Annotated in this window: 13 protein-coding genes; 8 read left to right on the forward strand and 5 right to left on the reverse strand. The window is 40.4% G+C overall.

From position 1 onward, the window contains the following. Positions 1-74 precede the first annotated feature (74 nt). The 4 genes from polA (at position 75) to NST05_RS02235 (ending at position 4,165) form a co-directional block, all read left to right on the forward strand. The gene (gene polA, locus NST05_RS02220; protein WP_084829105.1) at positions 75-2,714 is read left to right on the forward strand and encodes a DNA polymerase I; all 2,640 of its coding nucleotides are present in this window, start codon (positions 75-77) and stop codon (positions 2,712-2,714) included. 564 nt (positions 2,715-3,278) lie between these two features. After that, complete coding sequence (locus NST05_RS02225) at positions 3,279-3,593, forward strand: hypothetical protein (protein ID WP_014727700.1); 315 nt, start codon at positions 3,279-3,281, stop codon at positions 3,591-3,593. Then, complete coding sequence (locus NST05_RS02230) at positions 3,580-3,741, forward strand: hypothetical protein (RefSeq protein WP_014727699.1); 162 nt, start codon at positions 3,580-3,582, stop codon at positions 3,739-3,741. Before NST05_RS02225 ends, NST05_RS02230 begins: the two co-directional genes overlap by 14 nt. Positions 3,742-3,994: 253 nt before the next feature. Then, on the forward strand, positions 3,995-4,165 hold the full coding sequence (locus NST05_RS02235) for a hypothetical protein (RefSeq protein ID WP_223899628.1): 171 nt from the start codon (positions 3,995-3,997) through the stop codon (positions 4,163-4,165). Positions 4,166-4,491: 326 nt separating this feature from the next. On the opposite strand, the gene mutY is transcribed toward NST05_RS02235, so the two are convergent. Next, positions 4,492-5,643: an A/G-specific adenine glycosylase gene (gene mutY, locus NST05_RS02240; protein WP_084829104.1), complete on the reverse strand. Its 1,152-nt coding sequence runs from the start codon at positions 5,641-5,643 to the stop codon at positions 4,492-4,494. A gap of 917 nt (positions 5,644-6,560) precedes the next feature. Beyond that, positions 6,561-7,514: a hypothetical protein gene (locus NST05_RS02245; RefSeq protein ID WP_002951907.1), complete on the reverse strand. Its 954-nt coding sequence runs from the start codon at positions 7,512-7,514 to the stop codon at positions 6,561-6,563. 218 nt (positions 7,515-7,732) lie between these two features. On the opposite strand from NST05_RS02245, the gene rpsF reads away from it, so the two are divergent. Genes rpsF through rpsR form a run of 3 tightly spaced genes read left to right on the forward strand, consistent with a single transcriptional unit; the run spans position 7,733 to position 8,834 of the window. Continuing rightward, entirely contained in the window at positions 7,733-8,023 is a 291-nt protein-coding gene (gene rpsF, locus NST05_RS02250; RefSeq protein ID WP_084829103.1) for a 30S ribosomal protein S6, read from the forward strand. 11 nt (positions 8,024-8,034) lie between these two features. After that, positions 8,035-8,553 carry a single-stranded DNA-binding protein gene (locus NST05_RS02255; protein ID WP_002951905.1) on the forward strand — a complete coding sequence of 173 codons (519 nt, stop codon included), beginning with the start codon at positions 8,035-8,037 and terminating at the stop codon, positions 8,551-8,553. Between the two features lie 41 nt (positions 8,554-8,594). Then, entirely contained in the window at positions 8,595-8,834 is a 240-nt protein-coding gene (gene rpsR / locus NST05_RS02260; protein ID WP_002945024.1) for a 30S ribosomal protein S18, read from the forward strand. 125 nt (positions 8,835-8,959) lie between these two features. Here rpsR and NST05_RS02265 read toward each other — a convergent pair whose 3' ends face one another. The 3 genes from NST05_RS02265 to NST05_RS02275 form a co-directional block, all read right to left on the reverse strand. Further along, positions 8,960-9,841, reverse strand: coding sequence for a DUF4300 family protein (locus NST05_RS02265; protein ID WP_064356095.1), 882 nt, complete (start codon positions 9,839-9,841; stop codon positions 8,960-8,962). A gap of 116 nt (positions 9,842-9,957) precedes the next feature. Then, on the reverse strand, positions 9,958-10,629 hold the full coding sequence (locus tag NST05_RS02270) for a DUF1129 domain-containing protein (RefSeq protein WP_011227551.1): 672 nt from the start codon (positions 10,627-10,629) through the stop codon (positions 9,958-9,960). A 70-nt stretch (positions 10,630-10,699) separates the two neighbouring features. Beyond that, complete coding sequence (locus NST05_RS02275; RefSeq protein WP_002951901.1) at positions 10,700-11,644, reverse strand: magnesium transporter CorA family protein; 945 nt, start codon at positions 11,642-11,644, stop codon at positions 10,700-10,702. 308 nt (positions 11,645-11,952) lie between these two features. Between NST05_RS02275 and uvrA the strand changes: the two genes are divergently transcribed. Next, positions 11,953-14,778, forward strand: coding sequence for an excinuclease ABC subunit UvrA (uvrA, locus tag NST05_RS02280; protein WP_011681621.1), 2,826 nt, complete (start codon positions 11,953-11,955; stop codon positions 14,776-14,778). Positions 14,779-14,869: the final 91 nt, after the last annotated feature.

Raw genomic sequence — 14,869 nt, forward strand, 5'->3', positions numbered from 1 at the left:
TTTACAAAACAGTCTTCTCAAAATAAGAGATTTTCAATCAAAACCAATGCACCCATCTATGCTATAATAAACCTATGACTAATCAAAAAAAATTACTATTAATCGACGGTTCGTCCGTTGCCTTTCGTGCTTTTTTCGCACTCTATAATCAAATTGACCGTTTTCGTAACAATAACGGCCTTCATACCAATGCCATCTACGGCTTTCACCTTATGTTGGACAACCTACTTGAGCGTATTCAGCCGACCCATGTCTTAGTAGCTTTTGATGCGGGAAAAACAACTTTTCGTACAGAGATGTTTGCGGACTATAAGGCTGGTCGTGCCAAGACTCCAGAGGAATTCCGTGAACAGCTCCCTTATATCCGTGAGATGTTGGCTGCACGTGGCATTGCCTATTATGACTTGGCTCAGTACGAAGCAGATGACATTATCGGTACCTTAGCTAAGATGGCTGAAAATACTAGTGAGGCCTTTCAAATTACTGTTGTTTCTGGGGATAAAGACTTGATTCAGCTGACTGATGAAAATACAGTCGTTGAGATTTCGAAGAAAGGCGTAGCTGAGTTTGAGGCCTTCACTCCTGACTATCTCATGGAGAAAATGGGGATTACTCCAGCTCAATTCGTCGATCTTAAGGCCCTCATGGGTGACAAGTCCGACAATATTCCAGGAGTTACTAAGATAGGTGAAAAGACTGGTCTCAAGCTCCTCTTGGAACACGGTTCCCTTGAAGGCATCTATGACCACATTGATGAGATGAAAAAGTCCAAAATGAAGGAAAATCTCATCAACGACAAGGAACAAGCCTTCCTTTCTAAGACCTTGGCGACCATTGATACACAGTCACCTATTGAAATTGGCCTAGATGATACGGCCTTTAAGGGACCTAACCTTGAAAAATTGCTAGCCTTTTATGACGAGATGGGCTTTGTTCATTTCAAAAATGCTCTTCGCGGAGAGGCTGTCCCACAGGATTTTGATGTGGCCTATGTAGAGCCTAGCCAAGTGACAGCGGATCACTTTAGCTCTGAAGATTTCTTCTATTTTGAAATCCTCGGTGACAATTATCACACAGAACCTATCATCGGTTTTGCTTGGGGAAATGAAAAGCAGATTTATGCGTCTACAGATACTGACCTACTCAAATCAGAAGCATTCCAAGCAGCTCTTTCTAAGGCTGTTAATATCTACGATTTCAAGCGCAGTAAGGTCCTTTTGAGCCATCTAGGTATTGACTTGCCGACAGCTAATTTTGATGCCCGTTTGGCCAAGTATTTGCTCTCAACTGTTGAGGACAATGAATTGTCAACAATTGCTCGTCTCTACACAGATTTATCACTGGAAACAGATGAGGTAGTCTATGGTAAGGGAGCTAAGCGTTCCATTCCTGAAAAAGAGGTCTTGCTCAGCCACCTGGCAAAAAAAGTCAAGGTCCTTCAGGTTGCCAAACCGGTCATGCTAGAAAAGTTAGCTGAACATGGCCAATCAGAGCTTCTCTTTGACATGGAATTACCATTGGCAAATGTGTTAGCCAAGATGGAAATGGCTGGTATTAAGGTCGATGGACAAACCCTTAACGAGATGGCAGTGGAAAACCAAGCAGTCATCGACAAATTGACCCAAGACATCTACGAAATGGCGGGCGAAGAATTCAATATTAACTCGCCTAAACAGTTGGGTGTTATCCTCTTTGAAAAAATGGGTCTACCTTTGGAATACACTAAGAAAACCAAGACAGGTTATTCAACGGCAGTGGATGTCCTTGAACGTTTGGCACCAATTGCTCCAATAGTAGCTAAGATTTTAGAGTACCGCCAAATCACTAAGCTTCAGTCTACCTATGTCTTGGGGCTTCAGGATTATATCCTTGAGGATGGTAAGATCCATACCCGTTACATGCAAGATTTGACCCAGACAGGTCGACTCTCATCTGTGGATCCTAACTTGCAAAATATCCCCGTTCGCTTGGAGCAGGGTCGTCTCATCCGTAAGGCCTTTGTCCCATCGACTAAGGACGCAGTGCTACTAAGCTCGGATTACTCACAAATTGAGTTGCGCGTGCTTGCCCACATTTCGGGAGATGAGCATTTGATTGCAGCCTTTAAGGAGGGGGCGGATATCCATACCTCTACAGCCATGCGTGTCTTTGGTATTGAAAAGCCAGAGGATGTCACACCTAACGACCGTCGTAACGCTAAGGCTGTTAACTTCGGTATCGTTTATGGTATTTCTGACTTTGGTCTTTCTAACAACCTTGGTATTAGCCGTAAGAAGGCCAAGGAGTATATTGACACCTATTTTGAGCGTTATCCTGGTATTAAGGCTTATATGGATAATGTGGTTCGTGAAGCCAAGGATAAAGGATATGTATCAACCCTCTTCCACCGCCGTCGTGAGTTGCCAGATATCAATTCTCGTAACTTTAATGTCCGTAACTTCGCAGAGCGAACAGCCATAAACTCTCCTATCCAAGGAAGTGCTGCTGATATCCTCAAGATTGCTATGATTAACTTAGACAAGGCTCTGGTAGAAGGTGGCTATAAAACCAAGATGCTCCTCCAAGTACACGATGAAATCGTCCTTGAGGTGCCAAGCGACGAACTTTTAGCTATGAAAGCTTTGGTTAAAGAAACCATGGAATCTGCAGTAGAACTCGCTGTCCCACTCATCGCAGATGAAAATGAGGGCTGTACATGGTATGAGGCAAAGTAAAGCATGAAAGAAAATCTCCCATTTACCTATTTTCTCCTGCGTTATATGCTGGGGTTTCTAGCCGTTGTCCTGGGGTATCGTAGCAGTATTGGTGATTATCACCTACTTTATGACCAAGTAGAAATAGACAGATAAAAGCTGGACTGAGGTCCGGCTTTTTTGGTAGAACTACTTGTAATTATAAAGGATTATTGCTTAATCTATAGATAATTTAATTAATCTTCTAATTTAATCTAGTTTAGAATTGCTAAAACATAGCATTTAGTCCAATTGTATAAACGATTAGAGATATAAAAATATAGATTGATTTCTCAAAAAAATACTTAACTTATCACCTGTGTAATTGTTGATGTAATACTAAAGAGATTTAAGTGATTTAATGTTTTTATTAGGTCATTTTTTATGAAAGAATAGTTATGAAAAAGAAATAAACAGGATTTGCGCTCTTATCAAGTTTGTTCTTGCTGACAGCTTGTAAACGCAACACATACGGATGGTTCAGGATCAGGAGACGGTACTGCTAAGTCTGAGCAAGTGAGTGGCGATTCGTCCGAAACCGAGGAAGTGAGCTACGATGAGCTCTATGCTTTGGTCTTGGACCTCTATCGATCTATTGCCTTAAACCGTGATACATCAGCTGTTCCAAGCAACCTCTCAACTGAGGAAGCTTATTCAACTAATACGATTTTTGAAGCCAATAGAGTGGGTGAAAAAGTCCAATATAGCTATGTAGATATCAATAATGATGGCTCGGCTGAGGTTTTGATTGATACTCCTGACAGTGTTCATGCATTATATTATCTTAATAATGATGATGAGCTTGTATTTGCCAAAAGTGCTGGAACCTTTGCTAAGCTTGAGCACTATGAAATGCTATAAAGATGGTACCTTTAATCAGCTTCAATCGGTTGATTTCAGCATATCTGAGACGACAGATGGTGCAAGTAAGGTTAGCCTGGGAGACGTTCAGACCTTGGACTTGTTTTCCGAAGACTGGTACGACTTTGATGACTCAAGTAGCGACTGACAATACAGAAGAAAGTAGTAGCAACAGTAAGTCAAGCAAAGAGACTGGAATAGATATCGATGCTATTTAGGATGGTGATTTTAGTATTCTGGAAGGAACTTGAGAAAATGGAAGAGGAGACACTATTGTATTTAGCAAGGATAGAGTCACACAATCTGGTACAATTATTATATTGAAATTCGGAGAAGTAAAAGGCTGTATTTTGAAGGAGTATAGTTGGGCGGGGGAATCTGTAGGAAGTTCACAACTTTTTATGATTTCTTCGGGAGTTTCTATTCTAGACAATAACGAATCTGATAATAATAAAGATAGACTTTTAGGAACACAAAGTGATCTTGAGTTAGGTCAATCATCTGATTTTCATTATCGTAAAATAAGACAAAGCGGTTGGGATTTGTATTCTCAATGGCTTTGTTCCCCATAGTGACATTTATGTTATTATTTTTATGCACTTATTCTTGCAATCTATCATAAATAAAAGAGGAACCAGAAGCTGTGATAGGAGCTTAAAAAAGCAAAAGGAGAACCCATGTTTGATTTGAAAAGTTATATAATAGGGATGGTTTGTATGGGTTTGTTGACTCTTTTTGATAGGTCAATTATATCCTATCTTAAAAAATATAAGTCAAGTAAACAGAGGAAAGCTATTTACTGACTCTTATGATAGCACTATTATTTTGATTGGTTATATTAAGGGTCATAGCCGTAAGTACGATAAACTTGGCGCATAAGAAAAAGGCTAGCGCGATGCTACCCTTTTTTGCTATCTTCATAAGTTTTAATCATTTTTTTCTGTGGTGTGGCCATTGGGAACTGGTTAAAGTCCTCAGTCGTTACCCAGCATAGCTCCTTGTGGGTAGGGAGTTTGTCATCTTTAACAATACCTTCCACTATTTCGATGGTCCATTTTTGGTGGCTGAAGGTATGTTTTACGGGTGTAAAGTTATTGTCTGCCCAGACTGGTTTAAGAGCATAATTTTCCTCGAAAATAGCTTTTTGTGAAACGGTTTCGAGGGCACAATTATCCTTTTTAAAAAGACTGAGTTGTTGGCCAATAAAGTCCGTCTCTATGATAGGGAAAGTCCAGAAACCACCTAGTAGGCGCCCGTCGATATTTTTTTCTAGAAGAAATTCACCCTTCATATTTCTGATAATAAAAGCCTGAATTTGCACAGGTTTGGGCTTTTTCTTTGGCAATTTGATGGGGTATTTGTCATAGGTTCCATTGAGATAGGCTGCACAGAAAAAGCGAATAGGACTTTCGTCTGGTCTTGGATTTTTAGCCGATTCGATATCGGACCCGAGGTCCATAAGCGCCTGATTGAAGTCACCTGGACGGTCAGGATCAATCAAAATTTCCATAATAGCTTGGAAAATCTTACGATTCTTAGGGTCTCCGATGTCATAGTTAACTTCAAAGAGGCGAGCCATGACTCGCATAACATTCCCATCAACAGCAGGTTCAGGGAGATCAAAAGCGATGCTAGAAATAGCACCAGCAGTATAGGGGCCGATCCCCTTGAGTTTTGCAATATTGTCATAAGTATCTGGGAACTGACCAGCAAAGTCAGTCATGATTTGTTGTGCAGCCTTTTGCATGTTTCGGACACGTGAGTAGTAACCTAGACCCTCCCAAGCTTTGAGGAGTTTTTCTTCTGGAGCCTCAGCCAAATCCTTAACTGTTGGAAACCAGTCTAAAAAGCACTCGTAATAGGGAATGACAGTCTGCACTTGAGTTTGTTGTAACATGATTTCACTGACCCAGATATAGTAGGGATTCTTAATTCGACGCCAAGGTAGGTCCCGTTTTTCACGATCGTACCAGTCCAGGAGGGTGCGACGAAAAGATACAATTTTCTCAGCATCCCACATAACAATGCCATATTCTTTTAAATCTAACATATATCTATTGTAGCAAAGAAATCTTTTTTCAAAAAATCTTGCATTTCCTAGAGAAAAAGATTGATAAAAGTAAGCGTTTACATTATAATAAAAATGTAAAGAAGATAAGGATTCATCAAGGAGGTAAAAGCCATGGTGAGAATCAATATTTCAAGGTATAAAAACGGAGACCTAGATATCTAAACAAAATAGTAGGCAAAACAAATAACTTTACCAACCATCTCTGAGGAGCGTGGTCACATGACAGTGGGGCGTTATAAGAATGGGGATTAATTAAGTCGCATAAAATAGCTACAAGGGAGTGATACCGCCAGAAGTTGAAAGCTAAAATCAAATCCATTAACTTACGAAAAAAGTGAAGTAAAGCTCATGAGAAATGTTAGTAGGTATAAAAATGGAGATACTTAAGCAGTTGTGTAAAATAGCTTAAGGAGTGATACCAATGCCAAACAAGTTAACTATCGACAAAAGTTTAATGCTGAAATCTTGTAACAAAGTACCGAGGTGACGATTATGTTGATGTTTGATGTAAGTCGTTATAAGAACAGCGATAAGTAATCCTCATTGAGTGGTCAGTGGGGAGATAGGTCTAAATCACAAGAATCAGGGGTTGTTGCTATGATGATGAACTTAGGATGTTATAAAAATGGAGATACTTTAAGTTATTGCACAAAATAGCTTAGGGAGTGATACCAATGTAATAGAAAATTTTAAAATGGTTAAAAATCATTTATAAGTTGATGGAGGTAATTTATGATTGCTAGGTATAAAAATGGTGACACACAATAGCTCTTCCTTATGAAAATATTTTTTACAAAATTCCTAAAGGATGTTCTAATGACAATTGAAAAATCTTAAAAGCTCATTTTAGTGTGTAAGAATGAGCTTTTTGATATGTTTATTTTGGCGAAAGATTCTTAGTCCTTATTGTTTAACTGAACCTTTCGAAGCAAGGCTAGTCTTTTTTGTTCCTCTACTAGAGATAAAAAAATTTGGTATTGTTTTTGAAGATGTGGCAGGAAACTCTTGGGAATTTTGCTATCAAAACTTAAGTTGTCCAGAAAAATCGGTGCACTACTATCTCTGTAAATTTGACCCTGAAAGAAGTAGTTATTAGTCACGATGTCAACAGAAATACGTGAAGATCGCCAACGGCGTTTGCGCATGTATTTAGGTTTCCAACGGATCTTAAGCTGTTGATCTTTAATATACCAGCCCATGATGTCGATTTTGGCAGTCTGTCCAGTTTTATCATCAAAGTAGGTCACAGGTATACTCAGGACCTGATGGTTCCGTGGTGAGCTTAAAAAGGGATGGAAATCAGGGAGAAAATCGTAGTCTTTGCTAGACACCTCGGACAAGTTGTTTTCTTCTTTCACCTTGCCTCGACTGGTGTACTTGAAAAATTCAAAAACCTTACCTTGTCTTTCTAGTTTCTCCGACTCCAGTTGGTACCTTGTTACCTGGTCACCTATATTTTTTGTCGTCTTGAGGTAACGCATGGTTTCTGGGTCTTTAAAGTATAGAGCGACTAGATTTTTAAGATACTGACTGGGTGCCAGAGAGTGTAACTCCTTTGGAAAAGCAAAGATCTGGATGCTGTAGACAGCCGCTAGGGGTACAGCTGCGATACCTGATAGGAGCTTGTCTTTTGTAAATAGAGAGGCGGCATCAAAGTGACTGGTGTGACCAAGATCATGTGTCATATCAACAATAAAGAGGTTGTTGTCCTGTTTGAAAGTAATGATGTAGGTATCACTCTGTCCCGGGTTTTTAAGGTAAAATTCAAGAGCAGTGATAGAAATATTATAGTAGTGGTTAAAGATCGGAAGCTCTAGTTCCTCTCCCAGTTTATTTTTACGGTAAAGCATTCTATTATTTTAGCATGAAGTTTGACCTGAGAAAAGATAACAGATAGGGCTTAGTATTTTCTGAGTGATTTTTAAGTCTCACAAAAATAGAGCAGACACATTGACTTTTTCCTTGCATTATCACTTATTCTTTGGTAAAATTATTTCTCGTGAGTGCACCTCACTTACTCGTGGCGAAAGACCATGAGTCATTAGACCAAAAGAGGAGGAAAATATCAATGGCTAAATACGAAATTCTTTATATCATTCGTCCAAACATTGAAGAAGAAGCTAAAAACGCTTTGGTAGCACGTTTCGATTCTATCTTGACTGACAACGGTGCAACTGTTGTTGAATCAAAAGATTGGGAAAAACGTCGTCTTGCATATGAAATCCAAGATTTCCGTGAAGGACTTTACCACGTCGTAAAGGTTGAAGCAAACGACGCTACAGCTCTTAATGAGTTCGACCGTCTTTCAAAAATCAACGGCGATATTCTTCGTCACATGATCGTTAAACTTGACGCGTAAGAAGGTAAATTATGATTAATAATGTCGTACTCGTTGGTCGCATGACCCGTGATGCGGAGCTTCGTTACACACCAAGTAATGTTGCTGTTGCAACATTCAGCCTTGCGGTTAATCGTAACTTTAAAGGTGCTAATGGTGAACGTGAAACTGACTTTATTAACTGTGTTATCTGGCGCCAGCAGGCTGAAAATTTGGCTAACTGGGCTAAGAAAGGTGCATTGGTTGGAATTACAGGTCGTATTCAGACCCGTAACTATGAAAATCAACAAGGTCAACGTGTTTACGTAACTGAAGTTGTCGCTGATAATTTCCAAATGTTGGAAAGCCGTGCGGCACGTGAAGGTCATAGTGGTGGTTCATACAACGTTGGAGGATTTGATAACTCAAATTCATTCGGTGGTGGAGCTTCCACTGGTGGTTCGTTTGGTGAATCACAACCTGCACAATCTACACCAAACTTCGGTCGTGATGAAAGTCCATTTGGTAATTCAAATCCAATGGATATTTCAGATGACGATCTTCCATTCTAAGAATGGGCAAAACGAATTAAATATATAAAGGAGAAATAAACATGGCTCAACAACGTCGTGGCGGATTCAAACGCCGTAAAAAATTTGATTACATCGCAGCTAACAAAATCGAATATGTTGATTACAAAGATACTGAGCTTCTTAGCCGTTTCGTTTCAGAACGTGGTAAAATTCTTCCACGTCGTGTAACAGGAACTTCAGCTAAAAACCAACGTAAAGTAACAACAGCTATTAAACGCGCTCGCGTTATGGCACTTATGCCTTACGTAAACGAAGATTAAAAATAATGCCCTCATCTGAGGGTGTTTTTTCTGTCTTAATTTTGTAGATTTTTGTCATTTCTAGGGCTAAGAGTGGAGAGATTTAATCTTGTGCTTTAGGGTAAAAGAAAAATCAACTGGTCTTCTCATTTATCTTGAGGAGCTAGTTGGTTGTTCTGTGGTATAAAGAATGTATTTTCTAAGAAATCATCAAATTTCTGATCATTAACGAGGATATCAACATTGTCTTTGAAAACCTTGAAACGATTGCCTAACCAGTGTGCTTTGATATCGGCCCAATTGTTGAAACGACTCCAGCGGTAAGGAAGTGTTGGATCTTGTTTTTCAAAAACATAGATACTACCATCTTTTTCGTAAGCTATAGCTGTATGGAAGTTACTAACATCACCAGGGCTATTTTGAAAGACGGAGAGGAGTTTTACATTTTCTAGAAACTTGAGTCCAGCTTCTTTCCAAGCTTTCAGGAGGTCATCTGTAGACTGGTAGTTGATATTATCCCCAAAGAGGAGGCTGTAGAGGGCTTGATCCTTGGCGTTTAGCTCTTTGTGACGGGACTTGAGATCAAGAAATTCATTTTGAAGGGGGAGGTCCAATTTAGTAAGGTCCTCCGAACTTGTAATGAGGTCGTGAAGGATGAGGAAGGACGTCCGTCGGCAGTTCAAATCATCGGTGAAGTGAGATTTATTATCTTCGAAAGTTTTTTCGTTAAGGAAGGTGACAAATTGATTTTGATCCTTACCGATTTTGCTTGTGGTCCATTTTTTGACAACAGGTTGAAGATTTGTGTTTTCCTGATTGTAGCGGTTGATATAAGGAACTAGATTATCCCAGTCTTTTGTTGGAATACCCTTGTTTTTTAAATCTTTAGCTAGCTGCTTTACCTGAGTTGGAATTGTCACATTGTTGAAATTATAGTAAGCCTGATAGCTTTTTTGACTAGTCTTGTGGCCGCAAGCCATCAGTAATAGGCAGCAAGAGATGATAAGTAAAGGAAATTTGATACACATCTATTGGAGTTCTTTCTTTTGTCTATTAGCTTTAATATTTTAGTATAGAACAGCCAGCTGTGTCAAGATTTCTGACGCAAAAAAGCACCCTTATGGGTGCTTGAGGTATCGGTTGATTAAGATACTGGTGCGTAAGTGCTTTGAACGTTGTAATGACGTTTGAAGAAATATTTGGCAACACCAGCGATAACACCAATAATAAGGGTTACAATTGGAGAAAGCCCAGGATTGAGGTAAGTTGGAAGAAGGGCTGTAAGACTAAAGAGGGCAAACCATGCAATGAAAGAAAGTGTAATGATGGTCATGCTAAACCACCATTTAGGACGTTCTTCTTTTGGTTTGTTATTATGACGATAGATATAGTGGTAAGGGGTATACATAGCAAGGCCACCAATAAATGAGACTGAAAGAAGGGTTGTGAGGCCGTAGCTTGTTTGTGTTCCCGAGAAACCAAAGATTGCGTTCATAATAGCAACAATGGATAGAAGGAATAATGAGGTATCAAGCCACATCTTCCAAGGAGTTTTGTCTGTTTCTGGAATTTCTTTGCTAGGTTTTCCAGAAACAGCTTGTTGGTGCTTTTCAGGAGAGAAGCTAGCTGCCCAAACAGTTGGAGCACCAAGGAATCCACGGCCTGTGATTCCTTTTTTCTGATTTTTGATAAGTTCAGGAATAACATCGCTAAGGATATCTTTGATTTCTTGGTCTGACTTACCATCTTTGATAAGTTGGTTAGTTGCTATGTGAATAAATTCTTGGTTTTTCTTGGTGAGTTTTTGGATGTCCATGAGATGACCTTTCGATAATTAATATTATTTTTAGTGTTGAAGTTTAGAGAAAAGAAGAGGGGGCTCTATGTTAGAACCATTTTTTTCTGATAAAGTAGATAACAACGCAAGATGACCCGAAAGCCGCAATGAATAAAATGATCCAAAAGGCGTTATCTAAATCGTTTAGTGGCATAGAATTGTTTTTAAAGTTCATACCGTAAGCGGAGAAGATAACGGTTGGGATGTCCAGAGCCATAGTCATGAGAGCGAGTGTTTTCATGATAGTGTTCTGGTTGTTATTGATGATAGAGGCTGAGGTTTCGGTCATGGCGTTCAAGACATTTTCATAGATGCCTGCCATCTCAATGGCCTGTTGGGTTTCGACTAAGGTATCTTCCAAGAGATCCTCGTCCTCGATATATTTCTTCAGGCTAGAGGCGTTACCTGTTAGTTTTTTGACAATTCGCTCATTCATCTTAAGTGAGGCTTTTAGATAGACAATGGATTTTTCCAATTCCATCATGTCAATCAAGTGTTCATTCTTTGTCGAATTTTCCAACTGAGCTTCCAATTTATCGTTTTGACGGTCGATAGAACGTAGGGCGGTTAGGTAAAGTTGAGCATTGCGATAGAGAATTTGGAAGACAAAGCGTGTCTTCATGAAGGTATAGAAGTTACGTACACGGTGATTGAGGAAGTCGTCCATAAGGCTGATGTTCTCGAGGCAGGTAGTTACGACTACCTCATCGGTAACGATGATACCCAATGGAATGGTAACGTAATAACTTTTGTTATTACGCTCTTCTTGGGTTGGGATGTCGACCAGGATTAGGGTGTAGTCATCTTCGACATCGATACGTGATGTTTCTTCCACGTCCAGAGGGGCGCGGAGATCTTGGATATCAATGTTAAAACGTTCTGCAACCTTTAAGGCTTCTTCCTGGGAAGGGTTTACCAAATGAATCCAAGCACCAGGCTCGAATGTTTCAATTTCTTTGAATTCTTTTCCGGTGGATAAGAACATTTGTTTCAATGGGAACCCCTCCTTTGTCATTCGTTAAGTTAAGTGTTGGCGTTATTATCTGAAAATGTCTTGTCCGTTTTTGGACCAGAAAAAGTCAGATAAATAAGCAGCTCTTAGCTTTTTAGTGATATCAATTGAGGCCTAGAGACTATTCTCTTTGCCTTTTTTTGCACACTCAACCATTATACTATATTTGAAACATTTTTGGGTTGGATAAATTGAAATTTTGTTATAATTATGAGAGAAACTAGGGATGGTATTCCCATCCGTCTGTAGAAAGGAGTGGCAGTGGCTTTAGGGCTAGGCCTCTTAAAAATATGCAAGATAAGTTAGTGATTCGCGGAGCAAGAGCTCACAATTTAAAAAATATTGATGTAGAGATTCCTCGTGACAAGCTCGTCGTCGTGACGGGGTTGTCGGGGTCTGGTAAGTCTTCTTTGGCTTTTGATACAATTTATGCAGAGGGTCAGCGCCGTTATGTTGAAAGTCTCTCAGCTTATGCCCGCCAATTCTTGGGAAATATGGAGAAACCTGATGTGGACTCGATTGATGGCTTGAGTCCTGCCATCTCCATTGATCAGAAAACAACGAGTAAGAACCCTCGTTCGACTGTGGGAACTGTAACGGAGATTAATGACTATCTTCGTCTCCTTTATGCGCGTGTGGGTGTGCCTTATTGTATCAATGGGCATGGAGCCATTAAGTCGTCATCAGTGGAACAGATTGTAGATGAGGTTTTAGCCCTTCCTGAACGGACACGTATGCAGATTTTAGCGCCGATTGTCCGTCGTCGAAAGGGGCAACACAAGGCGATTTTTGAGCGCGTGCAGAAGGACGGTTATGTTCGTGTTCGTGTGGATGGTGAGATATACGATGTGACGGAAGTCCCTGAGCTATCCAAGTCGAAGATGCATAATATTGAGGTGGTTGTGGACCGTTTGGTTAATAAGGAAGGTATCCGTAGTCGTCTCTTTGACTCAGTCGAGGCAGCGCTACGTTTAGCGGATGGCTACTTGATTGTGGATACTATGGATGATAATGAATTGCTCTACTCGGAGCATTATTCTTGTCCAGTTTGTGGTTTTACAGTGCCTGAGTTGGAGCCGCGTCTCTTTTCCTTCAATGCGCCATTTGGTTCTTGTCCGACCTGTGACGGTTTAGGAAATAAACTAGAAGTTGATATTGATTTGGTCATTCCTGACCCTAGTAAGACCTTGCGTGAAGGTGCACTAGCGCCTTGGAATCCTATCTCATCCAACTACTATCCTGCCATGCTTGAGCAGGCCATGGAACAGTTTGGCGTGGATATGGATACGCCATTTGAAAATCTTAAAAAAGAAGAACAAGATTTGATTCTCTACGGATCTGGTGACCGCGAGTTCCATTTCCATTATGTTAATGATTTTGGTAGGGTGCGTGATATTGACATTCCTTTTGAAGGGGTTGTGACTAATATCAATCGACGCTATCATGAGACTAACAGTGATTTCACCCGCAATGTCATGCGTGGTTATATGAATGAACTGTCATGTCCAACTTGTCATGGCTATCGTCTTAACGAAGCAGCACTCTCGGTTCGTGTTGGTGGTGAGGATGGCTTAAATATTGGTCAAATTTCTGAGCTGTCTATTTCTGATCATCTTCAAGAAATAGATCGCCTTGAATTAGGTGAGAATGAAGAAATGATTGCCCGTCCAATTATCAAGGAAATCAAGGATCGTCTGACTTTCTTAAACAATGTCGGCCTTAATTACTTGACTCTCTCTCGTATGGCCGGAACACTTTCAGGTGGTGAGAGTCAGCGTATCCGTTTGGCGACACAGATTGGCTCCAACCTTTCTGGAGTCCTTTATGTTTTGGATGAGCCCTCTATAGGTCTTCATCAGCGTGATAATGATCGCTTGATTTCAAGTCTTAAAAAGATGCGTGATTTGGGCAATACCTTAATTGTGGTGGAGCATGATGAAGATACCATGCGTGAAGCTGACTGGCTTATCGATGTAGGACCTGGCGCCGGTGCCTTTGGTGGACAAATCATAGCTTCAGGAACCCCAGAAGCAGTTGCTAGAAATAAGAAATCAATTACTGGTCAGTACCTGTCAGGTGCTAAATCAATTCCTGTACCGACGGAACGCCGTGTAGGAAACGGCTGTTTTATCGAGGTTAAAGGAGCCAGTGAAAATAATCTTAAAAATGTGTCTGTCAAGTTCCCACTTGGAAAATTAATCGCAGTGACAGGCGTTTCTGGTTCTGGAAAGTCAACTTTGGTTAACAGTATTCTCAAGAAAAAGATTGCCCAAGAGCTTAATCGAAACAGTGAGAAACCTGGGAAACATAAATCGGTGACTGGAATCGAGAATATCGAGCGTTTGATTGATATTGATCAAAGTCCAATCGGGCGTACTCCACGTTCCAACCCTGCAACCTACACAGGCGTCTTCGACGATATTCGCGATCTTTTTGCTCAAACCAATGAGGCCAAGATTCGCGGTTATAAGAAGGGACGTTTCTCTTTCAATGTCAAAGGTGGCCGTTGTGAAGCCTGCTCTGGTGATGGGATTATCAAGATTGAGATGCACTTCTTGCCTGATGTTTATGTACCTTGTGAGGTTTGCCATGGCACACGCTATAATTCTGAGACCTTAGAAGTTCGTTATAAAGGGAAGAATATTGCTGAAATTCTGGATATGACAGTTGATGACGCGGTTGATTTCTTTGCGGCTATCCCTAAGATTGCTCGTAAGGTGCAGACAATCAAGGATGTGGGGCTCGGGTATGTGACTTTGGGGCAATCAGCAACAACCCTATCAGGTGGTGAGGCACAGCGTATGAAACTGGCTAGTGAACTTCACAAACGCTCTACTGGGAAGTCTTTCTACATTCTCGATGAGCCTACGACTGGTCTCCATACAGATGATATTGCTCGTCTCTTGAAGGTGCTTCAGCGTTTTGTGGACGATGGTAACACGGTTCTCGTGATTGAGCACAATCTGGATGTTATTAAGACAGCAGACCATATCATTGATTTGGGTCCTGAAGGTGGTGTTGGTGGAGGTACTATCGTAGCTACAGGGACTCCAGAAGAGGTAGTAGCCGTTCCCAAAAGCTATACAGGACAATATTTGAAAGAAAAATTGAAATAAAGTGAAAAGGGCTCTCTGAGTCTTTTTTTGCTTTAGTCTGGTTTAAGTTGAGTTTGCTATTCTACGGTTAAGAAAAAACAAAAGAGTCACA

The sequence above is a fragment of the Streptococcus sp. FSL E2-3494 genome (assembly GCF_038007085.1).
Classification (GTDB): domain Bacteria; phylum Bacillota; class Bacilli; order Lactobacillales; family Streptococcaceae; genus Streptococcus; species Streptococcus thermophilus.